The following is a 22,134-nucleotide window of genomic DNA, read 5'->3' as shown; positions in this document are numbered from 1 at the left end:
GCCGCGGATTTGGCCAACCTGTTTCCCACTGCCATGATCATCAACGTCATCAACACGGGCGGCACCATCAGTTGCATCGGCGATCCGCTGGCGCCGATGTCCGCGCAGGAATTCGCCGAAGCCTGCCAGACCATTCTCGATCCCATCATCGCGCAGCGATTTCCCGAGTTGCAGCTGGTTTATGTGACCGACCTGGTATTTCCGGAGTCTCCCACCGGAACGCTGGACAGCACCAATCTGCAGCCGACCGACTGGTGCCGGATGGCCCAGTACATCCTTCAGCACTATGCGGAGTGCGACGGCTGGATCGTGCTGCACGGTACGGACACCATGGGCTTCACCGGCACCGCGCTGCCGTTCCTGCTGTCGAGTTTCTCGGCGCGGGGCGTGGGCACCGCCGTCCTGAGCAAGCCGGTTATTCTCACGGGCTCCCAGGTTCCCCTGTTCTACGAGGCCACCGGCTCCAATGCGCCGCTGACCTTGAATTACAACACCGACGCTTTCCAGAATTTCTGCGGCGCCGCCGCAGCCGCGCAGACCGGCATTCCGGAAGTCTGCATTTATTTCAACGCCCAACTCTTCCGCGGCAACCGGGGCGTCAAGACCGACGCCAACCACTTCGACGCCTTTTCCTCGCCCAATTTCCCGGCGCTGGGCGTCAACGGCATGACGCTGGAGCTGAACACCGCGCTGGTGCTGCCGCCGCCGGTGAGCCCGGCCGTCAGCCTGGACGAGCCCGCGGTGCGTGAGCGCGTGCTGGAGCTGGTCGATCACGCCAAGGCGCGCATCAACGGCTTCCCGGTGATGCCGTTCAACGCCTTCCCGGCTTGGTACGACAGCGGCACCCCGGGCACGGCGCTGATCGCGTCGCTGCTTCAGGCCTGCACCGCCCAGGGCATCAAGGGCCTGGTCCTGGCGTCCTACGGCGCGGGCAACTTCCCTTCGGGCAACCCCAGCCAGCCCAGCCAAGGGGCGGTCTACCAGGCCCTGGCCAGCGCCAATGCGCAGGGCGTGATCATCGTGGACTGCACCCAGGTGCCGCGTGGCGTGGTCAACGACAGCGCCTATGCGGCAGGCTCCTGGCTGGCGGAGGTGGGGGCGCTGGGCCCGCTGGACATGACGCCCATGGCGGCCCTGGCCAAGCTGATGGTGCTGCTGACCCTCGCCGACCACCCGGACAACGCCTGGAGTCCGGCACAGGTCAAGCGGCTGTTCCAGCTGAACCTGCTGGGCGAGATGCTGGACGTGAGCCGGCTCGACAGCCGCGTCAACCCGGTGCTGCTGCCGGGCCAGACCCTCGTGGCCCTGGACGGCAGCGCCACGCTGGTGAACGACCCCGTCCTGGGCCCGCGGCTCAGGAACGGCACCGGCACGGTCCTGTGGTCCGCATCGGAAACGCTGCCGCCGCAACAGATGCCGGGCCGGCTGATGGTGAACGACGACGGCAGCCTGGTGTTCCAGGGCCGCAACGGCACCACGCTCTGGTCCGCGCCCTGCGGCGGCCCGGACGGCCATGCCTCGATGCTCATGCTCGACGGCAGCGCGAACGACGGCTCGCTGAGCCTGTCGGTGCTCGACTACGTCACCGGCGGCAACTGCGTCCTGTACAGCCAGGGCGGCACCCTGAGCGCGTAGCCCGCGGCCCGGGGCGCCAGCCGGCGCGCGGTCCTCAGCCCAGTCGCGGACGCACCTTTCCGGCCGCTTCCTTGGCCCGCGCCCGCGCCGTCTCCACGTCGTCCGCGTGCGCCAGCGCCACGCCCATGCGGCGCTTCGTGAAACTCTCGGGCTTGCCGAACAGGCGCACGTCGATGCCCGGCACGCGCAGCGCCTGCTCCACGCCTTCGAACACCACCCCCTGGCCCTCCACGCCGCCGTAGATCACGGCGCTGGCGCCGGGGCTCTTGAGGCTGGTGTCCACCGGCAGGCCCAGGATGGCGCGCGCGTGCAGCTCGAACTCGCTCTGCCACTGCGTGGCCATGGTCACCATGCCGGTGTCGTGCGGGCGCGGGCTGACCTCGCTGAACCACACCTGGTCGCCCTTGACGAACAGCTCCACGCCGAACAGGCCCTGGCCGCCGAGGTCCTGCGTCACCGCGCGCGCGATGTGCTGCGCCTTCTCCAGCGCCGCGGCCGACATCGGGTGCGGCTGCCAGCTCTCGACGTAGTCGCCGCTGACCTGGATGTGGCCGATGGGGGCGCAAAACTGCGTCTCGATCTGGCCGTCCGCCCCGACGGCGCGCACCGTCAGCAGCGTGATCTCGTAGTCGAAATCAATGAAACCTTCGACGATCACGCGGCCGTGGCTGACGCGCCCGCCCGCCATCGCGTAGTCCCAGGCCTTGCGCACGTCCTGCGCACCGTCGAGCTTGCTCTGGCCCTTGCCCGAGCTGCTCATCACCGGCTTGACGATGCAGGGGTAACCAATGCCGCCGTCGATGGCCGCCTGCAGTTCCTCCAGCGAATCGCAGAAGGCGTAGGGGCTGGTGGGCAGGCCCAGGGTCTCGGCCGCCAGGCGGCGGATGCCCTCGCGGTCCATGGTCAGCCGCGCGGCGCGCGCGGTGGGAATCACGCGCACGAGGCCCTGCGCTTCGAGCTCCTGCAGCACCGGCGTGGCGATGGCCTCGATCTCCGGCACCACCAGCGCCGGGCGCTCGGCCTCGATCAGCGCGCGCAGCGCCTCGGGGTCGCTCATGGCGATGGTGCGGGCGTGGTGCGCCACCTGCTGCCCCGGCGCGTTCTCGTAGCGGTCCACGGCGATGGTCTCCACGCCCAGGCGCTGCAGCGCGATCAGCACTTCCTTGCCCAGCTCGCCCGAGCCCAGCAGCATCACGCGCGTGGCGGTAGGGGACAGGGGGGTGCCGAGGCAAAGGGGTGCGGTCATGGCGGGCTCCGGTTCGGAAGAAAAATGGGCGACATGGTAGTGGCTCGCCGGCGCGGCAAGGCACGGGCCGGGCTGCCCGGGACGGCCTGGGGCGGCGATAGGATCATGCCCGCCATGGCCCGCCTGGCCATGCTCCGGCGCGCCTCGGCGCGGTACCGGCCCGGCCCACGACCACAAACCCAGAGAGCCCCATGAAGCCCCACCACGTACTGCTGGCACTGTCCTGCGCGCTGGCGATACCGCTTGCCGCCGCCCGGGACAACACCGGCACCGCGCAGCAGGCCCACTTCGCCGCCACGAGCGCCCACTACAAGCAGCTGCTGGCCGGGCCGGTGCCCAACGTCGCCGAGCTGACGCTGTTCGCCAACCTGCTGCCCAAGGGCGCGGACCTGCACCACCACTACTCCGGCGCCATCTACGTCGAGACCTACCTCGACTGGGCCGCGGCGCTGGGCTACTGCATCTACCGCGCCAGCGATGCGGCGCTGGGCGTCGAGCAGTTCAAGGTCGAGACGAAGCCCCAGGCGATGAGCGAAGCGAAGAGGGCCGTGTGCGCCAGCATCGACCAAGTGCGCGCCGACAACGGCTTCTACCGCCAGCTGCTCACGCGCTGGTCCGACAAGGACTACGACAACCACGTCCACGACCAGCCGCCGCCGGACAAGCAGTTCTTCGACACCTTCAACTACTTCGGCGCGGTGTCGGACTACAACTACAACCTGGCCCTGAAGCACCTCAAGGCCCGCGCCCAGGCCGAGAACCTGGGCTACATGGAAACCATGCTGCGCGGCGGTCCCAGCCTGCGCAACGTGCCGGACTACTCGCCGCTGCTGGACACGCTCCCCGCCGACGCCACGGCCGAGCAGGTCGAAGACGCGCTGATCCGCTCCTTCGTGTTCCTGCGCAACGACCCGGGCACGCAGAAGTCCATCGCCGATTACCTCAAGAGCCACGAGGACGCCGCCCAGGGCGTGGACGACGACAGCTTCAGACTGCGCTTCCTCGCCTACGCATCGCGCAACAGCGCGCCGTCGGTGGTCTTCAGCAGCCTCTACACCTCGTTCGTGGCCGCCACGCGCAGCCCGCTGATCGTGGGCGTGAACATCGTCGGACCGGAGAACGGCATCGTCGCCATGCGCGACTACAGCCTGCACATGAGGATGTTCGCCTTCCTCAAGCGCCAGTTCCCTCAGGTGAAGCTGGCCATGCACGCGGGCGAACTGGCGCTGGGCATGGTGCCGCCGGAAGGGCTGCGCTCGCACATCCGCGAGGCCGTCACGGTGGCCGGCGCCGACCGCATCGGGCATGGCATCGACATCGCGCACGAGAGCGAGGCCATCGAGCTGCTGGCGCTGATGAAGCAGCGCCCGGTGACGGTGGAGGTCAACCTCACCAGCAACGCCTTCATCCTGGGCGTCAAGGACGAGGCGCACCCGGTGCGGCTGTACGCGCGCCACGGCGTGCCCTTCGTGCTGTCCACCGACGACCCCGGTGTCTCGCGCAACAACCTGAGCCAGGAATACCTGCTCTACGCCACGCGCTACAAGCCCGATTACGCCCGGCTCAAGCAGCTCTCCTACGACAGCGTGCGCTACTCCTTCCTGCCGGCCAACCTGAAGCAGGAGGAGATCATCCGGCTCGACCGCCGCTTCGCGGCGTTCGAGGCCCGCATCGCCCGGCTGCCGCGCGCGCCGCGCTGAGCCCGCAGGCCGGGGCAGGCATTGAAAATGCACTGGCGCGGGGGCGCAAGCTCGCTGCGGCGCGTTGAAGGATTGGAGACCAGCATGAAAACGAAGCACCTGCGCACCTGGGCCCTGGGTGCCCTGATCGCCACGGGATGGGCCCCGCTGCACGCCCAGCCCGCGGAGGCGGCCGAACCGGCCGCGAGCAAGGCTTCGTCGGCCATCACCCGCACCGGCCAGGCCATCCAGAGCAAGGGGGAAGCGGTCGTGGGCGCCGCCGAGCGCGGGGTGAAACGCGGCGCCAGCGCCGTGGAGCGTGGCTTCGCCGCCGCGGGCAGCGCGGTGGAGCGGGCCGCGCAGAAGGTGGGCCTGCCGGCGTCCTCCGCCTCGGCCGCCAAGTGACGGCCGGGCCGGAACGCCGCCGGAGCGCGCCGGCCCGGGCTCATACGGATCCCACTTGGTTTTCGAACGCTGAAAGCCCGTTCGGCTGACCCTTCGATACCTCAAGGGCGAACGGAATACGGGTTCGAAAATTTCACGAGACCCGTATCAACCCTGCGCTCCTCCGCGCAGCTTCATGAGGTTGGGCAGCGGCGCCGAGCGGCGCAGCACGTCCTCCGACAGCCACTCCGCGGCGCGCCGCGCGCGCTGCGCCACCACCGCCGGCGGCAGCTGCAGGTTGTCCTCGTTGCAGACGTTGAAGCCGTAGTCGCCGCGGTAGCCCAAACGGTCCAGCCGCAGCGTGAGTTCCGCCAGCCGTGCCGCCAGCACGCCCTCTGCGGGAAAGACGCTCAGAGGCTCGCAGCCCGCACCCGGCGCCTCGCACAGCGCGTCGGACAGTTGCACGAGAAACAGCTTCTCCGGGTCGATATCGTCCAGTGTCTCCAGCGAGGTGCCCTCCGCCAGCGCATGGCCCGCGTCCAGTCCCAGGCCGAGGTTGGGGCAATCGGCGCGGCTGACCACGTCCCAGGCGATGGCGAAGTCGTTGACGTGGTGCCCCGCCGCCACGGCCTTGTAGGCGATGCGCACGCCCAGCGGCACCGCCAGCATCGCCAGCTTGCGCAGGTCGCGCGCCATGGCGTCGAGGTCGCCGCCGGGCTGCGCCGCGGCGGTGGAGGAGGTGGCCACCAGCAACCGGCAGCCCACGGCGCGGCAGCTCTCCAGCATCGCCTTGGCGATGTCCACCTTGTAGTCGTGCAGCGGCCCCTGCAGGCCCTCGAAGTCGCGCAGCGCCTGGAAGGCCGAGACGCGCAGCCCGCTGGCCTTGACCGCCTCCACCGCGGCCTCGAAGCCCGCGGCGTCGCCGGCCAGGTCGCGCGCCTGCAGCGTCAGCTGCGTGAAGCCGGCCTCGCGCATCGCGCGCAGCCGTGCCTGCAGCGGCCCGGGCAGCGCGGCGCTGTCCAGGGCGAAGTCGTCGAAGTGGTTCATGCCCACCGCCGCTTGCGTGCTCGCCGCGCTCATTGCGGCAGCTCGTGCTGGACCAGCTCGAAGCTCATGCCGCCGAGGTACGGCCGCGTGAGCGCGCCGCGCGCGTCGCTGTGCACGCCGCCGGCCTCGATGAACTCGATGCCCCGCGCGCGCAGCTCGCGCACCGCGTCCAGCACGTCCGGCGTGCCGAAGGCCACGCGGTGCAGCGTCTCGTCCTGGTCGATTTCCAGCGCATCGAACTGCGGCTCGATGAGCTGCAGGTAGAACGAGGCGTCGGGGCTGCGCAGCACGCGCCCGGTGGGCAGGATGCCGAAGCGCTCCTCGTCGGGCAGCGCGCTGAAGCCCAGCAGCTCGGCGTAGAACTCGCTCCAGTCGTCGGTGCGGCCCGGGCCGATGTACTGCACCACGCCGAAACCGTGCAGCCCGGCCACCGCCGGCGGGTTCCGGTCGGCGCCGGGGATGGGCGTGAAGTCCACGTCGTAGATCGAGAACTCCCTGTAGCGGTCCACGAAGTACAGGCGGCTCGCGCCCACGCCGTGGATGGCCGGGATGTGCAGCTCCATCACCTCCACCCGTGGCGGCACGCCCCAGGCGCCGCGCTCCAGCGCGCGGCGGTACGCGGCCGCGGCGTCGCGCACGCGCAGCGCGATGGCCGAGATCACGGGCGTCTCGGTCAGCTGCGCCGCCGCCGGCAGCCCGCTGCCGTGGGCGTTGACGATGACGTTCATGCCGCCCTGGCGGTAGAGCAGCACCTCGCGCGACCGGTGCCGCGCCACGGGCCTGAAGCCCATCATCTCCAGCACCTGCCCGAAGGCCTGCGGCTTGCTGGTTGCGAACTCGATGAACTCGATGCCGTCGAGGCCCAGCGGGTTCGGTACGGCACCGATGGCTTCGCGGTCGGGGAGGCTTGAGGGCATGTCGAACTTCCGGCAGAGGTGATGCGTGATACGGGGATTCTGCCCCCAGCGCCCGAGCGTCCCGCCCGGACCTTTCAGGGCAGGAAACCCGCACGAGGTGGCGTACGTCGCACGCAGCAACAGCCCTCGCGTGGTGTCCATCGGCTTCCACGCGGGCGCGCGCGTGCCGGCGCACGTGGTGGGTCCGGGCACGGTGCTGATGGCGGCGCTGCCGGACGAGGCGCTGCAGGCATGGGTGGCGGCGCACCCCTTTGCCGGCTTCAGCGCCGGCACCGTGACGGCGCCGGAGGTGTCCCTGGCGCAGGTGCGCGCCGCGCGCGGGCAGCGAGGTCTCGGACCTCAGCGCGCCGCGACGGCCGGCAAGCCCGAATCGCGCGCGCCCTCCGCGGCCGGCGCCTCGATCGGTGCGTAGTCACCGTAGCCGTCGGGCCAGGGCGTGAGGATCTCGAAGCCCGTGTCCGTCACCGCCACCATGTGCTCCCACTGGGCCGAGAGCGAGTGGTCCTTGGTGACCACCGTCCAGCCGTCGGGCAGCTGGCGCACGGCGGCCTTGCCGGCGTTGATCATCGGCTCGATGGTGAAGATCATTCCCGGCTCCAGGCGCAGCCCCTCGCCGCGCCGGCCGTAGTGCAGCACCTGCGGCTCGTCGTGGTAGACCTGCCCGATGCCATGGCCGCAGTACTCGCGCACCACGCTGAAGTGCTCACGGTGCGCCACGGTCTGGATGGCATGGCCGATGTCGCCCAGCGTCGCGCCGGGGCGCACCTGCAGGATGCCCGCGCGCAGCGCCTCGTAGGTGGTGCGCACCAGACGCCGCGCCAGCGGGCTCGGCTCGCCCACGAAGTACATGCGGCTGCTGTCGCCGTACCAGCCGTCCTTGATGACGGCCACGTCGATGTTCACGATGTCGCCGGCCTTGAGCACCTTGGGCGACGGGATGCCGTGGCACACCACGTGGTTGACCGAAGTGCACAGCGTCTTCGGGTAGCCGTGGTAGCCGATATTGGCCGGCACCGCGCCCTGCACGTGGACGATGTGCTCCTGGCACAGACGGTCGAGTTCGTCGGTGGTCACGCCGGGCTTCACATGGGCGCCGATCATGCGCAGCACGTCGGCCGCCAGCTGCCCGGCGCGGCGCGCCATCTCGATGCCCTCGGCGCCGTGGATGGGAAAACGCGAGGACTTCATGCGCTTTCCCTCCTGTTCAGCTCCATCACCTGTGCGCTCAGCTTGAGCTCGTCCTGAACGAGCAGGCGGCACAGGTCGCCGTAGCGCAGCTCCGGGTGCAGCTCGCACAGCATGCCGATGCGCATCCAATGCTCGGCCTGCGCGTTGATGCTGCGGCTCAGCGCCCCGCTGGCCACGCGCAGGTTCTCGTGCATGGGCTCCGAAATCTTCACCAGACCCATCAGGCCTCCCGATATACGAAACGTATATGGTACGTTTATTCGAAGCCCTTGGCCGCGGTGCAGGTGCGGCGCGCTCAGAACATCGCTTCAGCCTGCATGCACACGCCGTCGTCCGGCAGCGCGGTCCAGACGGTGAAGCCGTCGCCCGCCGGCGCGGCGTTGAGCGCCAGCGGCCGGCCCAGCAGCGCGGGCTGGAGGCCACGGTAGCGGAAGCGCCGCAGGGGCCGGGCCGCGAGCCGCTGCGCCAGCCCGGCCAGCAGCGTGGCCTGCAGCGGGCCGTGCACCACCAGGTCGGCGTAGCCCTCCACCGCGCGGCAGTAGTCGGCGTCGTAGTGGATGCGGTGCCCGTTGAAGGTGAGCGCCGAATAGCGGAAGAGCAGGGTGGAACTGGGCTCCAGCGTCTCGCTGAACGTGGCCGTGGCCGCAGCGGCGACGGCTGCGGGCTGGGCGCCCGGTGGGGAGGGATGCTTGTAGACGATGTCGTGGCGCTCGCTGAGGGCCAATTCGTCGCCGTCGAACAGCTCATGCCGCACGCCCACGAACACCAGATCGCCGCTGCGCCCGCGTTTGTGCTCGATGGACTCCACGCTGGAGCGCTTGCGCACCGTGGCGCCCAGCGCCAGCGGGCGGTGGAATTCCAGCTCCCCGCCAGCCCACATGCGGTTGGGCAGCGGCACCGGCGGCAGGAAGCCGCCGCGCGCCGGATGTCCGTCGCGGCCCAGCGCCGACGGGGGCAGCCCCTCCAGGAAATACAACCAGTGCCACAGCGGCGGCAGCGGCGTGCCGGCATTGAAATCGTCCTGCGGCAGGCCCAGCGTCGCGGCCATCAGCCGCGCATGGCGCACCGCCAGCAGGTCCTCGTCCCAAGCCTCGCGGCCGATCCAGGCGCGCAGGGCGGGGAGGTCGAGCAGGGCGGAGCCTGGGGAGGGCATGGAATCAGTCATCAAGGGTTCTCCTCGGTCGGGGAAGGGGTGGAGGCCGATGCCGCCAGCCGGCTCTTCAGAAACTCCACGAACACCCGGATCTTCGGCGGCAGGTGCGGCTGCGGCAGCCACAGGGCGTAGGCGGTGGGGCCGAAGGTGCCGGCCGGGCTCCAGCCGGGCAACAGCTCCACCAGGCGGCCCGCGCGCAACTCGGCCTCCACCGCGTAGCGCGCCACCAGCCCCGCGCCCACGCCGGCCAGCATCAGGTCGCGCACCACCTCGCTGCTGTTGACGATGACGTTGCCCCGCACCTTCACCGCCTCGCGCTCGGCCCCGCGCTGGAAAACCCACTCGTCCGCCAGCGACTGGTAGCCGTAGGACAGGCAGTTCAGCCCCGCCAGCTCGCGCGGGTGCTCCAGCACGCGCCCGTCCAGGTAGCCCGGCGCCGCGCAGACCACGTAGCGGATGGGCATCAGCGGCCGGGCCACCACGTGATCGGGCGGCGAACGCGTCAGGCGCAGCGCCAGGTCGTAGCCCTCCTCAGCCAGGTCCACCATGCGGTCCAGCAGCGCCAGTTGCACACGCACCTCCGGGTACGCGGCCAGGAAATCCGGCAGCACCGGCGCCACGCACAGCCGCCCGAACGCCACCGAGGCCGTCACCCGCAGCAGCCCGCGCGGCGCCTGGCTCAGCTGCGACAGCTCGCTGCGCGCCTCCTCCAGCAAGGCCAGCGACTGCAGCGCCCGCGCATGCAGCGCCTGCCCGGCCTCGGTCATGGACAGCGCGCGCGTGCTGCGCTGCAACAGCTTCACGCCCAGGCTGCGCTCCAGCCGGTCCACCCGCCGGCTCACGGCCGACTTCACCAGGTCCAGCCGCCGCCCCGCGCCCGAAAAACTGCCTTGCTCCACCACCAGCGCGAACACCGCCATGTCCTCCATCTGCTCCAGCAGGCTCTTGTCCAGGCTCATCGTTCTCTTTCAGGCAACGGTGTGTTGGCTTGGCAGCGGATAGTAGCGCCCAGGAGTTCCTGAAACCATGGCGGCTCCTCGTTCTTCTCTTCAACGCACAGGAGCACGCACATGCCTTTGGTCCGCATCGCCCTCGCGGGCACCGATCCCACACCCGCCCAGGTGGCCGACTTGCAGCGGCGCATGACGGCGCTGATGGCGGACCTGCTGGGCAAGCAGGCCGGGCTCACGGTCGTGACCGTGGAGCAGCAGCCGGCCGGAAGCTGGTCCGTCGGCGGCGTGGCCCCAGCCGGCGCCGCGCCCCTGGCGCATGTGGAAGCCTTCATCACCGCCGGCACCAACAGCGCGGCGCAGAAGGCGGCTTTCATCCGTGCCGCGCACGACGCCTTGGCCACGGTGCTGGGGCCGCTGACCTCGCCCACCTACGTCATGGTGCAGGAGCTGCCGGCCGGCGACTGGGGCTACGACGGCGCCACGCAGGCGGCTCGTCGCGCGGCGGCCACCACGATGGCGCCCCGGACCCTGCGCGACTGGGCCGGCCTGCCGCCGGCCACGGCGCTGCCGACCCGCGACGCGGCGCTGCTGCTGATCGACTACCAGCGCGAGTACCTGGACGGCCGCCTGCCGCTCACGGGCGTGGAAGCGGCCGTGGAGCGCGCCCGAGCGCTGATGGCCTGGGCCGACACGGCCGGACTGCCGGTGATCCACGTCCACCACGTCGCGGCCCGGCCCGATGCCCCGCTGTTCGCGCCCGGTTCCGAGGGCGTGCAGCCCGTTCCCGGGCTGGAGCCTGCACCCGGGCACCGGCTGCTGCGCAAGGGCATGCCCTCCTGCTTCCACGGCACGGGGCTGGAGGAGTCGCTGCGCGAGCTGCAAGTGAAAACGCTGGTGCTGGCCGGCTTCGCCACGCACATGTGCGTGGACACGACCACGCGCGACGCGGTGCACCGGGGGTTCCAGGCGGTGGTGGTGGGGGATGCCTGCGCGTCGCGCCCGCTGCCCGGCACGCACGGGCAGGGCGGCCCGGAAGGCGTGGACGGCGACACCCTGCACCGCGCCAGCCTCGCCGCGCTGGCCGATCGCTTCGCGGACGTGCTGACGCTGGGAGCGGTGTGAGGCCGGTCCGGCGTGAAATCCGCACGCCGGCCGCGCCATCGCTCCAGGCCGCGCGCACCGGCGGCGGTGAAAGCGGCCGCCTTTGCTGGATGCTGCGGGCCGACCAGCAACGGGCGGCGGCGAACACCGCCGCCATCGACCATGCCAGACGCACGAACCGGCCACTGCCAATGCGGGGCCGTCCGCTACCGCCTCACGGGCGAACCCCTGACGCTGTTCGCCTGCCACTGCACCGACTGCCAGCGCCAGTCCTCCAGCGCCTTCGGCATGGCGCTGTGGGTGAAGAAGGCCGACGTGGAACTGCTGTCGGGCGAGCTGAAGGAATGGGTGCGCGAGCTACCGTCCGGCCGCCGCATGGCCTGCCGTTTCTGCCCCGGCTGCGGCACGCGGCTGTTCCACCAGGTGCTGGGCCAGGAGGCGCTCATGAGCATCAAGCCCGGCACGCTGGAGGACACGCGCTGGCTGCGGCCGGCCGGGCACATCTGGACCGCCAGCCGGCAGCCCTGGGTGCGGCTGGATGAAAACTCGCTGCAGTATCCCGGCAACCCCGACGGCTACGAGGCGCTGATCGCCGCTTGGCTTCACCCCACCAACCCATGCTCCCGCGCATAGCGCAGCAATTCCACCGCGTTGCTCACGCCCAGTTTCTGCCGCACCAGCGTCTGGTAGTTCGCCACCGTCTTGGGGCTCAGGCGCAACTGCTGGGAGATCTCCTCCACGCTGGCGCCGCGCAGCAGCGCCTGCAGCACGTCGAACTCGCGCGTGGACAGCTGCAGGTGCGGCGCCGGCTCGGCCGCCTGCCGCGCGGCCTGCGCCACGTCGGGTGAGAGCGCCAGCTCGCCGCGCCAGGCGCGGTGCACCGCCTCGATCAGCTCCTCCGGCGCGCTGCTCTTGGTCACGAAGCCCGCCGCCCCCGCGCGCAGGCACTGCGCCACCGTGGCGGCACTGTCGTGCATGGTGAACACCAGCACCTTCAGGTCCGGACGCCGCACCGACAGCCGCCGCAGCAGCTCCAGCCCGCTGCGGCCGGGCAGCGACAGGTCCAGGATCAACAGGTCCACCGGGCAATGCTCGCCCGCCGACAGCGCGGCGTAAGCGCTGTCGGCATCGGCGAACTCGGCCGCCACCGCCATGCCTTCAAGCTCCAGCAGCCGGCGGTAGCCGGCCCGCACCACGGCGTGGTCGTCCACCAGGCCGATGCGCAGGGCGCCCGCGCTCATGGCCGCACCTCCGCAGCCGCCGCTTCCACCGTGAAGCGCGCCCGCAACAGCAGCCCGTGCCGCTCGCCGGACGGGCCCCCAGCAGCGGCGGCGGACCAGTCGAAATCGCCGCCCAGCGCCCAGACCCGGTCCTTGATGCCCGCCAGGCCGCTGCCGCGCTGCAGCGCCGCTTCCAGGTTGTCCAGCCCGCGGCCGTCGTCGCGCACCGACCAGTCCAGCCGCGGCGCGCCGTCCGCAGCGTGCTCCACGCGCACCGCCAGCCACGCCTGCCGGGCATCGGCATGGCGCGCCACGTTGGTCAGCGCCTCCTGGCTGATGCGGTAGAGGCCCAGGATCAGCTCCTGCGGCAGCTCCAGCGCGTCGTGCGCGGCGTCGAGCTCCAGCGAGAAGCGCGCGCCATGGCCCTGGGCGGCGGCGGACCACCCCTGCACCAGTTCCTGCAGCATCGGCCGCAGCCGGCCCAGCGTCTGCGGCGCGCCGCCCTCAGCGGCGTCGAAGGGGTGCAGCCGCCGCAACAGCTGGCGCACGTCCTCCTGCACCCGCGCCACCTGCTCACTCATGCCGGCGGCCACGCCTTGCAGCGCGGGCTGGTCCTGCAGCCGCCGCGTCAGCCACGCCGCATCCACGCGCAAAGCCGTCAGCCGCTGGCCGAACTCGTCGTGCAGATCGCGCGCCAGGCGCTGGCGCTCGTCCTCGCGCAGGCTCAGCAGCCGGTGGCCCAGCACACGGCGCGCGGCCTCGGTGCGCTCCTGCTCGGCCACCAGGTGCTTGAGCGCCTGCGCGATGGCTTCCAGCTCGCGCACGGGCATGCGCGGCAGCGCGCGCACCGCGCCCAGGTCCTGCCGCTCGATGCGCCCGATGGCGCCCAGCAGCGCCCGCAGCGGGTGCAGCGCGCGGCGCACGTTCCAGTGCATCACCGCCAGCATCAGCACGCAGCACAGGCCCAGCAGCCCGAAGGTGCCGACCAGGCCGCCCAGCGACTCCTGCAGCTCGCTGTCGGGCGAGGCGGTGAGCTCCACGCTCCAGGGCCGGCCGTCGGGGCGCGGCACGCTCCAGCGCACGCTGCGCTCGGCCGCCTCCAGGCCCAGCAGCGCGGCGACGCGGCTCCAGCCCGGCGACGCGGACGCCCCGGCCACGTCGCCCGTGCCCGTCAGCGCCCGGCCCTCGGCGTCGCGCAGCGTCAGCACCAGGTGGCGCAAGCCCCGCAGCTCGCGCAGCGCCTGCAGCACCGCCGCGTCGTCACGGTCGGCCAGCGTCGCCAGCACCGCGCCGGCCTGCGCCAACGCCAGCGAGCCCTCCATCTCGCGCCGGGTGTCCTCGCGCATGCGCAGCAGGCCCAGCAGCAGTGCCAGCACCAGCGCGCCCAGCGCCACCGCCAGCGCGCGGCGCATCACCAGGCGCGGCAGCTCCATGGGCGGCGGACCGGAATGCGTTTCGGGAATTTCTCCCGCCGCTGCCGCGGTCGGGTTTGCATAGAGTGACTGCATGAGTACGACAACAACCAAGGAGACTTGCGTGAAACAGCGCATCAAGGCACGCCAGCCTCAACTATCGCCGCTGCCGCGGCTGCTGCGGCAGGCCGTGCTGCCCGCCCTGGCACTGGCCGCGGCCGGCGGAGCGGCCCAGGCACAACAACCGGCGGAGCAGCCGCCCGCCGCCACGGTGGAGATCATCGGCACCTCGCCGCTGCCCGGCCAGGGTGTGGACCGCAACCAGTTGCCCTACAGCACGCAAAGCGTGCGGCGCGAGCGGCTGGACGAGGCCAAGGCCGACAACCTCATCGACTTCATGAACCGCAACCTGCCCGGTGTGCAGGTCAACGACGTGCAGGGCAGCCCCTTCCAGGGCGACCTGACCTACCGGGGCTTCCGCGCCTCGCCGCTGCTGGGCGCGGCACAGGGCATCTCGGTGTACCTGGACGGCGTGCGCGTCAACGAGCCCTTCGGCGACGTCATCAACTGGGACCTGATCCCGGAGTTCTCCATCAACAGCCTGACGCTGGTGCCCGGCGCCAACCCGGCCTTCGGCCTCAACACCCTGGGCGGCGCCCTGTCCTTCACCACGCACAGCGGCCTCACCGCGCCGGGCGTGCGCGCCGAGATTTCGGCGGGCAGTTTCGGGCGCAAGCGTCTGGACCTGAGCTACGGCACCAGCGACGACTCGGGCTGGCACAGCTACGTGGCGGGCAGCGTGTTCGATGAGAACGGCTGGCGCGACCACTCCGACGGGCGCCTGGGCACCGTGCTGGCCAAGGTCGGCCACCGCGCCGGCGACACCGAGTGGGACGTGTCGCTGCTGCTCGGCCGCAGCCGCCTCATCGGCAACGGCCTGGTGCCGGCCTACACGCTGGACGAGGACGACGGCGAGGTGACGCGCGAGCCCGACCTCTACGCCAACCGCCGCGAGAGCGTCTACACGCACCCCGACCGCACCACCAACCGGCTGGCGCAGGTCAGCGCGAACATGCGGCACCAGATCGACGCCACCACCGAGCTGGCGGCCCTGGCCTACGTGCGCAAGTCGCGCCGCGACACCGTCAACGGCGACGAGGCCGAGGACCCGGATGGGCTGGACGAGAACGCCTCCTTCAACACCACGCACACGCGCCAGAAGAGCGCCGGCGCGGCGCTGAGCCTTTCGGGCAAGACCGGCGCGCACCAGTGGCAGCTCGGCGCCACGGTGGACGGCAGCCGCACGCGCTTCCACGAGACCGAGCAGGAAGGCTTCTTCGACGACAGCCGTGGCGTGCTGCCCGGCGACGAGGAAGCCGAACTGGGTGCGCGCGTATCGGGCCGCTCGCTGGCCTTCGGCCTCTACGGCACCGACACCTGGCGCGTGGCGCCGCGCACGCACCTCACCGGCACGCTGCGCTACAACCACGCCCGCGTGAGCAACCAGCTCACGAGCCGGGACGACGACACCGACGAGGTCAACGAACGGCCGAACGAGAAGTTCCGCTACAACAGCCTCAACCCCGCGGTGGGCATCGCCCACCAGCTCGAAGGCGGCCCCACGCTGTTCGCCAACATCGCGCGCAACAACCGCGTGCCCACCGTCATCGAGCTGGGTTGCGCCGATCCCGAGGAACCGTGCCGGCTGCCCGCGGGCCTGCAGGCCGACCCGTACCTGAAGCAGGTGATCTCGCGCACGGCCGAGGTCGGGGTGCGCTGGCCGCTGAGCCGTTCGCTGCAGTTCAGCGCCGCGGCCTACCGCACCATCAACCGCGACGACATTCTCTTCCGCAGCGTCAGCGTCACCGGCCAGGAGGGCTACTTCGAGAATTTCGAGCGCACGCGCCACCAGGGCATCGACCTGGACCTGCAGGGGCGGCTGGGTGCCGTGTCCTGGACGCTGGGCTACAGCTTCCTGCAAGCCACCTACGAGGCCAACGGGGTGCTGCGCCAGGGCGAGCGCAACGTCACGGTGGTGCCGGGCACGCGCATCGCGGGGCTGCCCAAGCACACGCTGAAGCTGGGCGCGGACTGGCGCTTCGCGCCGGGCTGGAGCATCGGCGGCGACGTGCAGGCGCTGTCGCGGCGCGGCACCGCGGGCAACGAGGACGGGCGCATCGAGGACGACGAGGACGAACTCGTGGACCTGAGCCTGCCGGGCTACGCGGTGGTGAACCTGCGCGCGAGCTGGCGTCCCAGCGCGCTGCCGCAGGGCAAGGGCTGGGAGTTCTTCGCCAAGGCCAACAACGTCTTCGACCGCCGCTACGAAACCTTCGGCGCCCTGGCCGAGACGGTGTTCACCCCCACCGGCGCCTACAGCGGCGACGAGCGCGACGCGGTGTTCGTGGCGCCCGGCGCGCCGCGCAGCTTCTTCATCGGGGCACGCTACCGGTATTGAGGCGGCTGGCGCCCGGCACGGGCTTGCCGGGCGCGCAGGAGCGCCGAGTTCATTCAGTCAAGCGCAGGCCCGCCCAGGCGTCGGGCGGGCCCTTTTCCCGGGGGCATTGCCGGCCTGCATCTGTCGTGGGATGCGGAAGGTAGCCTCCGGGAGTTCTCTTCGCGGCGCCCGGCGCCGCGGCCGGGCTGCCCCGGCTAGCGCTTGCCCTCGGCGCCGCGGGCGTCGACGTAGGTCTTGAGCGCCCAGATGGTTTCCTGGGTCAACTGCCCCTTCCAGGCCGGCATGTGCTGCACGCCGACCACGGTCTTGCCTTCGAGCACCGTGACGCGGAAGTAGTCGTCATCGTCATCCATGCACGCGGACTGCAGCGCGGCGTCCTTGATGCGGCGGCAGGCCCGGGCGAGTCGGCGCAAATCTGGCGCGGGCATGCCGCCCATGCCGCTGGCCACCGCATCGACGCCATGGCAGCGCGCGCAGTTGTGGTTGAAGGCCACGCCGCCCGCACGCGCGACCTCGGCGTTGCCCCGGTAGGGGTTGGCCACTCTCCATTCGCTGCCCAAGGCCGGCACGTCGGCCACGTTGTAGGGCAATTCCGCCTGCGCGGCCGCGGCGCCGCCCAGCACCGCCATGAAGACGCCGGCGACCCAGGGCCGCCAGCCTGTGCCCGGTTCCCCGGTGCGGCTGAAACGATTGCTCATTTCCGTTCTCCTGAATTTCCCCGTTCCACGTGAGCTCATTCGCGCTCACTCCGACTGGTTGGCATACCAGTCCTTCGGGCAACCGGTACAGCCCTTGAAATAGCCGTCGGGAAATATGGCGAAGCGCAGCACGCTGCCTTCGATGACGGCATTCTCGAAATTCACCGACACGAACTTGGCTTCCTGGAGATTGGCGTTGACCAGCCTGGCCCGTGAGAACCAGGAGAAATTGGCCCGTACCGCCTCCAGGTTGGCGCCGGTGAAGTCCGCATCGCTGAGGTCGGCGCGCATGAGCCGGGCAAATTCCAGGTCCGCCCCGATCATCTTGGCACTCTTGAAGGTCGCGGCCGGCGCGTTCACCTTGTTGAGCCGGGCGGCGGTGAGATTGGCACCGTCGAGCACGGCCCCGGCCAGGTTGGCGCCGCGCAAATCGGCCCGCGTGAGATTGGCGCCACGCAAATCCGCACCGGCCAGATCCTGGCCGGCCAGGTTGGCATGCCGCAAATCCGCGCCTCGGCAGCGGGTATGGGGCCAGATTGGGCAACCATTGATGACGAGCGGCTCGCGGGAATCCGCCGCGGCCCCATTCTGAGCGTTGGCCGCAGCCACCAGCAGGGGCGACAGCGAGGCGCAGAGCAGACGAACCCAAGTGTTCATCGGGGAATGCCTCCCATGAAAATCCTCAAATGAAAAATGCCGGCCACGTAAAGGTGGCCGGCGCTCGGTCAGGCAGTTTCAGTGAACAGGTCGAGGCTCAGCGGGAAGCCACCTTGCTGGGCAGTTTGAAGACCCACATGGAGCCGCCCTGTGTCACCTGCTTGGTCAACTCGGCCATGTCACCGCCCCACAGCGGAACCGCGCCGCCATAGCCGGACTGGATGCCCACATACTGTTCACCATCCATTTCCCAGGTGATGGGCACGGAAACCACGCCAGAGCCGGTCTGGAATTTCCACAGCTCCTTGCCGTTCTTTGCATCGAAGGCCTTGATATAGCCGTCGGCCGTGCCGGTGAAGACCAGCCCGCCCGCGGTGGTCAGGGTGCCGGCCCAGAGCGGGAATTTCTCCTTGTGCTCCCAGGCGATCTTGCCCGTGACCGGGTCGATGGCCCGCAGGATGCCCACGTGGTCGTCGAACAGCCGCTTGATGCGGAAACCCTGGCCCAGGTAGGCGGAGCCGGCCTTGTAGGTCAGCTTTTCCGTCCAGTAATCCATCGCCCAATGGTTCGCGGGAATGTAGAAAAGGCCGGTGTCGGGGCTGTAGGACATCGGGTGCCAGTTCGTGCCGCCCAGGAACGGCGGGGACACGAATATGGAGTCACCCTTGTCCGCGCCGTCCTTCGGCATGGGGGGCCGCTGGCCGCTGACCTCGATGGGCTTGCCCGTTTTCAGATCGAATCCCTTGCTCCAGGTGATTCCATCGACGAAGGGCCAGGCGCCGATCAGCGAGGTCGGCTTGTTCGGATAACCGGCCCCGGTGGCCAGTTTCTCGCGGTCGGTAACGAAGAAGAAACCATTGCGGTCGGCATGGGCGGAAGCCTTGACCAGTTTGCCGGTCTTGGGGTCCTTGTATTCAAACAGCACCACCGAGTTGTTGCCCGAGAAATCCCAGGCATCGTTGGGCGTGTGCTGATAGAAACCCTTGAGCTCACCGGTGCTGGCATCCACATAAGCCTGGCCGGACGTGAAAAGGCTGTCCCAGTTGCGCGGATCGTCGCCCTCCTGGGTGCGGTGCCAGGTATTCCAGGGCGCGGGATTGCCGGCACCGATGACCACCATATTGTTCTCGGCGTCGAAACTGGCCGTCTGCCACGGGGCGCCGCCGCCATGTTTCCAGGCCTCGACCAGTTGGCCGTCCTTGTTGCGCGGCCAGGACGGCGCCTTCGGGTCGCCGGTGGGGGTGCTGTCCTTGCCGTTGAGGCGGCCCATGTGGCCTTCCACCAGCGGGCGCGCCCAGACCTCCTCGCCGGTGTCGGGATCCCGGGCGTACAGGTAGCCGACCACGCCGAACTCGTCGCCCGAGGAGCCGTGCACGAGCAGCACCCGGCCCGTCTTCTGGTCCTTCACGATGAAGGGCGCGCCGGTCATGGTGTAGCCCACCTTGTGGTCGGCGAACTTCTCCTTCCAGACCACCTTGCCGGTGTTCTTGTCCAGCGCCACGATGCTGGCGTCCAGCGTGCCGAAGAAAACCTTGTCGCCGTAAATGGCCGGGCCGCGATTGACCACGTCGCAGCAGGGGCGGATATCGTCGGGCAGGCGATGCTCATACTCCCACAGCCGCTTGCCGGTTCTCGCATCGACGGCGAAGAAGCGGGAATAGGACGCGGTGATGTAAACCACGCCGTCATGCACCAGCGCCTGGCCTTCCTGCCCGCGCTGCTTTTCTCCGCCGAAGGAGAAACTCCAGGCCGGCACCAGCCCCGCCACCGTCTTGGGGTTGAGCTGCTTGAGCGGGCTGTAACGCTGGGCCTTCAAGCCCAGGCCGTAGGACAACACGTCGCCGGTGGTTTTGTCATCGTTGCGTATATCTTCCCAGGACACGGTCTTGCCAGCCTGGGCCATTCCGACGGAAAACACCGCCGAAACAGCCACCGCAATGGCGCCGCGGACGAGTTGATACCTGTCCATTTGTGCTCCTCTCACTTGTTCCAATTGAATTGGCGACCCATCCTGGGCAAAACGCCGTACACAGCGGAATTGATTTCCCTGCTGGGACGCGATGTTAGGTGTCGGTCCACCTCGAAATACGTGCCATTGGTCCCGCCGGAACCGGGAAAATTTCCCGGTACGCTCGGGATTTAGCGCGATTCCGGGAATACCCGGTTGCATGGAACAGGGAGTGGAACAGCGAAGGAACAAGGGTTGTGCCGACTTGACACGGGGTCATGCGGGCCGGGAAAGATTCCCGGCGATAAAAGGAGCGGTGGCGCGACGGCCGTGGCCGCCGAGGACCAGAGCGCGTCCCGCTGGAGGGCCCACCAAGCAAATCGTCGCGATCGATACCCTGTTGGGAAAGGGATGAGGGTGCGAAAGGTCGATCAACGGCGGGTCAGCTCATGCCGACCCATCAACCCGGTTTTCCGACGGCAGGTTCACCAAGCCATGCCGAGCCGCGAGCAGCAAAAGCTCCAGCTCGCTGTTGACGTTGAGCTTGCGGCGGATGTTGGAGAGATGGTTCAGCACGGTCTTCGGACTCAGGTGCAACTGTTCACCAACGCTGGTCGGCGCCACACCACCGGCCACCAGCCGAAGAATCTCGAATTCGCGCGGCGTGAGACATTCGAGCGCACCGGCGCCTTCCACGGCCTGGCAGGCCAGGGCATGGGCGATTTCGGGAGAAAAAGTTCGCTGACCCTGGAATGTCTTGCGAATGGCATCGATCATTTCCAGCGGCTCCGAATTCTTGGTGATGTAGCCGATGGCGCCGTTGCGCAGCGCCTGGGTCGCATAACCAACCGACTGGTGCATGCTGAAAACCAGGATTCTCAACTCGGGCTTGCGCTCCAGGAGGCGGCGAATCGTTTCCAGGCCGCTGCCTTCGCGCAGCGACAGGTCCATCACCACCACGTCAATCTCGTTTTCCCGCAAGGTGGCGCAAGCTTCATCCGCGGTGGCGACCGCGGCCACCATATGCATGTCGGGCTCGGCATCGACCAGGCGACGATAACCGGTGCGCACCACGGCGTGGTCGTCCACGAGCATCACGCGAATCGTCATTGGTTTTCCTTCCCGGCAATGGGCACATAGGCGGTGAGCGCGACACCACCCTGCGCCGCGTCCTGTATGGAGAAACTTCCGCCCACCATCGTCAAGCGTTCCCGCAATCCAAGCAAGCCACCGCCGGCCTGGTCGAGTATTTGCGCAGCCGTGCCCCGGCCATTGTCGGTCACCCTCAACAAAATCATCGTGCCCTTGTTGAGGCATTCGACATTCACCACGTCGGCGCCGCTATGGCGCACGCAATTGGTCAAGGCTTCCTGCAGGCTGCGGTAAAGGGCCAGCCCGTTGGCCGCCGGCAACGGCGGCAGGTCATCGATGCGGGATTCGATGCGCCGGTCCGGCAGCCGTGGGCGCCAGGCCGCGACCAGCTCGGACAGGGTTTCGCGCATGCCGCTGTCCTCGATGCCGTAAGGCCGCAGGCTCGAGAGCATGTGCCGCACGTGCCCGGAAATCCGGCGCGACTCGTTGCCGATTTCCCGGGCGCATTCGACCAGCACCGCCGCGTCGGCACTGGCGGCGTGGCGCTCGATGTAGGCGGCCGAGGCGCTGATGGCGGTGAGCGACTGCCCGAACTCGTCGTGCAGCTCGGCAGCCAGCTCGCGGCGCTCCTTGTCCTGCAGCTCCATCAGCTGCCGCGTCAGCCGCCGCTGCCCCTCGCGGGCGCGGTTGAGGCTGGTGGCGACCCGGTCCATCACGCCGGCGATGGCGGCGAACTCGCGCAGCTCGAACCGCGGCAGCCGCGCGGTGGACTCGCCCTGCTCCAGGCGCAGCAGGCCCGCTTCGAGCTCCTTGACGGGCGACAGCGCGCGGTGCACGGCATACCAAGTCATGCCCAGGCAGGCGGCGCAGAAGACCAGCAGCATGAGCAGCACCTGCAGCGACGAGCCCAGTTTCTCGTGCAACTCGCTGTTGGGGTCGGGGCGTATCAGCAGCACCCGGTCGCCCAGCGCGATGCGGTGGTCCGTGACCGGGCTGGCGGACAGGCCCAGGAGGCCCAGCCAGGCCGAGGTCTGGGCCGGCGGCGACGCTTCGCCGGCCTGCAGCAGGGTGGCCGTGACGTGGCGCAGGCCGCCCTGGGCCAGCACCTCCACCACCCGGGCCTGCGCGTCCAGGCCGTCGCCGGCCTGCATGAGGTCCACCAGGCGCGAGGCGGCGAGCTGCTCCGCGCGCGTGTCCTCGCGCAGATCGTGCAGCCAGACGATGCTGAAAACGACGATGAGGCCGGCAAAGGACAGGGCCAGGCGGGTGACGAGGGTACGGCGCAGATCCATGCAGCACTGCTACGACGCAAAGGGCGGGCGGCGCATTGTGCCGCCGGCAAGGGG

21 protein-coding genes are annotated in these 22,134 nt (G+C 69.8%); 7 read left to right on the top strand and 14 right to left on the bottom strand.

Going from position 1 to position 22,134, the window contains the following annotated elements; translation table 11 throughout:
- Positions 1–33 precede the first annotated feature (33 nt).
- Positions 34–1,635 (top strand): asparaginase domain-containing protein, encoded by a 1,602-nt coding sequence (locus Q0741_RS08245; RefSeq protein WP_298232718.1) that lies wholly within the window; start codon positions 34–36, stop codon positions 1,633–1,635.
- A 34-nt stretch (positions 1,636–1,669) separates the two neighbouring features.
- Here Q0741_RS08245 and purT read toward each other — a convergent pair whose 3' ends face one another.
- Entirely contained in the window at positions 1,670–2,881 is a 1,212-nt protein-coding gene (purT, locus tag Q0741_RS08240) for a formate-dependent phosphoribosylglycinamide formyltransferase (protein ID WP_298232717.1), read from the bottom strand.
- A gap of 191 nt (positions 2,882–3,072) precedes the next feature.
- Here purT and Q0741_RS08235 point away from each other — a divergent pair, with 191 nt between their 5' ends.
- Together Q0741_RS08235 and Q0741_RS08230 are read left to right on the top strand one after the other, a co-directional pair.
- Positions 3,073–4,581 carry an adenosine deaminase gene (locus Q0741_RS08235; RefSeq protein ID WP_298232716.1) on the top strand — a complete coding sequence of 503 codons (1,509 nt, stop codon included), beginning with the start codon at positions 3,073–3,075 and terminating at the stop codon, positions 4,579–4,581.
- 84 nt (positions 4,582–4,665) lie between these two features.
- Positions 4,666–4,965, top strand: coding sequence for a hypothetical protein (locus Q0741_RS08230; protein ID WP_298232715.1), 300 nt, complete (start codon positions 4,666–4,668; stop codon positions 4,963–4,965).
- A 147-nt stretch (positions 4,966–5,112) separates the two neighbouring features.
- Here the strand turns inward: Q0741_RS08230 and Q0741_RS08225 are convergent, their stop codons facing one another.
- Together Q0741_RS08225 and Q0741_RS08220 are read right to left on the bottom strand one after the other, a co-directional pair.
- Entirely contained in the window at positions 5,113–5,991 is an 879-nt protein-coding gene (locus tag Q0741_RS08225) for a TIM barrel protein (RefSeq protein WP_298232759.1), read from the bottom strand.
- Positions 5,992–6,020: 29 nt separating this feature from the next.
- Positions 6,021–6,908 (bottom strand): 4-hydroxyphenylpyruvate dioxygenase, encoded by an 888-nt coding sequence (locus Q0741_RS08220; RefSeq protein WP_298232714.1) that lies wholly within the window; start codon positions 6,906–6,908, stop codon positions 6,021–6,023.
- A gap of 97 nt (positions 6,909–7,005) precedes the next feature.
- On the opposite strand from Q0741_RS08220, the gene Q0741_RS08215 reads away from it, so the two are divergent.
- The gene (locus tag Q0741_RS08215; RefSeq protein WP_298232713.1) at positions 7,006–7,320 is read left to right on the top strand and encodes an IclR family transcriptional regulator C-terminal domain-containing protein; all 315 of its coding nucleotides are present in this window, start codon (positions 7,006–7,008) and stop codon (positions 7,318–7,320) included.
- On the opposite strand, the gene map is transcribed toward Q0741_RS08215, so the two are convergent.
- The 4 genes from map to Q0741_RS08195 all read right to left on the bottom strand — a co-directional run bounded on the left by map (position 7,248) and on the right by Q0741_RS08195 (position 10,208).
- Positions 7,248–8,096, bottom strand: coding sequence for a type I methionyl aminopeptidase (map, locus tag Q0741_RS08210; RefSeq protein WP_298232712.1), 849 nt, complete (start codon positions 8,094–8,096; stop codon positions 7,248–7,250). The two genes, Q0741_RS08215 and map, sit on opposite strands and share 73 nt — an antisense overlap.
- The gene (locus tag Q0741_RS08205) at positions 8,093–8,317 is read right to left on the bottom strand and encodes a ParD-like family protein (RefSeq protein ID WP_298232711.1); all 225 of its coding nucleotides are present in this window, start codon (positions 8,315–8,317) and stop codon (positions 8,093–8,095) included. Before Q0741_RS08205 ends, map begins: the two co-directional genes overlap by 4 nt.
- 74 nt (positions 8,318–8,391) lie before the next feature.
- Entirely contained in the window at positions 8,392–9,261 is an 870-nt protein-coding gene (locus tag Q0741_RS08200; RefSeq protein WP_298232710.1) for a MaoC family dehydratase N-terminal domain-containing protein, read from the bottom strand.
- Positions 9,261–10,208 (bottom strand): LysR family transcriptional regulator, encoded by a 948-nt coding sequence (locus Q0741_RS08195; RefSeq protein ID WP_298232709.1) that lies wholly within the window; start codon positions 10,206–10,208, stop codon positions 9,261–9,263. The genes Q0741_RS08200 and Q0741_RS08195 overlap by 1 nt, the downstream gene beginning before the upstream one ends.
- A gap of 111 nt (positions 10,209–10,319) precedes the next feature.
- On the opposite strand from Q0741_RS08195, the gene Q0741_RS08190 reads away from it, so the two are divergent.
- Both Q0741_RS08190 and Q0741_RS08185 read left to right on the top strand, forming a co-directional pair.
- Positions 10,320–11,324, top strand: coding sequence for an isochorismatase family protein (locus Q0741_RS08190; RefSeq protein ID WP_298232708.1), 1,005 nt, complete (start codon positions 10,320–10,322; stop codon positions 11,322–11,324).
- A 141-nt stretch (positions 11,325–11,465) separates the two neighbouring features.
- Positions 11,466–11,936 carry a GFA family protein gene (locus Q0741_RS08185; protein WP_298232707.1) on the top strand — a complete coding sequence of 157 codons (471 nt, stop codon included), beginning with the start codon at positions 11,466–11,468 and terminating at the stop codon, positions 11,934–11,936.
- On the opposite strand, the gene Q0741_RS08180 is transcribed toward Q0741_RS08185, so the two are convergent.
- Positions 11,906–12,544 (bottom strand): response regulator transcription factor, encoded by a 639-nt coding sequence (locus tag Q0741_RS08180; RefSeq protein ID WP_298232706.1) that lies wholly within the window; start codon positions 12,542–12,544, stop codon positions 11,906–11,908. The genes Q0741_RS08185 and Q0741_RS08180 overlap by 31 nt on opposite strands.
- Positions 12,541–13,956: a histidine kinase gene (locus tag Q0741_RS08175; RefSeq protein ID WP_298232705.1), complete on the bottom strand. Its 1,416-nt coding sequence runs from the start codon at positions 13,954–13,956 to the stop codon at positions 12,541–12,543. The genes Q0741_RS08180 and Q0741_RS08175 overlap by 4 nt, the downstream gene beginning before the upstream one ends.
- Before the next feature lie 103 nt (positions 13,957–14,059).
- Here Q0741_RS08175 and Q0741_RS08170 point away from each other — a divergent pair, with 103 nt between their 5' ends.
- A complete protein-coding gene (locus tag Q0741_RS08170; RefSeq protein WP_298232704.1) occupies positions 14,060–16,393 on the top strand; it encodes a TonB-dependent receptor in 2,334 nt (777 codons plus the stop codon).
- 194 nt (positions 16,394–16,587) lie between these two features.
- Here Q0741_RS08170 and Q0741_RS08165 read toward each other — a convergent pair whose 3' ends face one another.
- From Q0741_RS08165 to Q0741_RS08145, 5 genes are all read right to left on the bottom strand, one after another.
- Positions 16,588–17,091, bottom strand: coding sequence for a c-type cytochrome (locus tag Q0741_RS08165; protein ID WP_298232703.1), 504 nt, complete (start codon positions 17,089–17,091; stop codon positions 16,588–16,590).
- A gap of 45 nt (positions 17,092–17,136) precedes the next feature.
- Positions 17,137–17,748 carry a pentapeptide repeat-containing protein gene (locus tag Q0741_RS08160; RefSeq protein WP_298232702.1) on the bottom strand — a complete coding sequence of 204 codons (612 nt, stop codon included), beginning with the start codon at positions 17,746–17,748 and terminating at the stop codon, positions 17,137–17,139.
- Between the two features lie 97 nt (positions 17,749–17,845).
- A complete protein-coding gene (locus Q0741_RS08155) occupies positions 17,846–19,717 on the bottom strand; it encodes a methanol/ethanol family PQQ-dependent dehydrogenase (protein WP_298232701.1) in 1,872 nt (623 codons plus the stop codon).
- A gap of 426 nt (positions 19,718–20,143) precedes the next feature.
- Entirely contained in the window at positions 20,144–20,806 is a 663-nt protein-coding gene (locus tag Q0741_RS08150; RefSeq protein ID WP_298232700.1) for a response regulator transcription factor, read from the bottom strand.
- The gene (locus Q0741_RS08145) at positions 20,803–22,080 is read right to left on the bottom strand and encodes a histidine kinase (RefSeq protein WP_298232699.1); all 1,278 of its coding nucleotides are present in this window, start codon (positions 22,078–22,080) and stop codon (positions 20,803–20,805) included. Before Q0741_RS08145 ends, Q0741_RS08150 begins: the two co-directional genes overlap by 4 nt.
- Positions 22,081–22,134 lie beyond the last annotated feature (54 nt).

The sequence above is a fragment of the uncultured Azohydromonas sp. genome (assembly GCF_937926365.1).
Classification (GTDB): domain Bacteria; phylum Pseudomonadota; class Gammaproteobacteria; order Burkholderiales; family Burkholderiaceae_C; genus Azohydromonas.
This window is presented reverse-complemented; position numbering and strand designations above follow the sequence as displayed.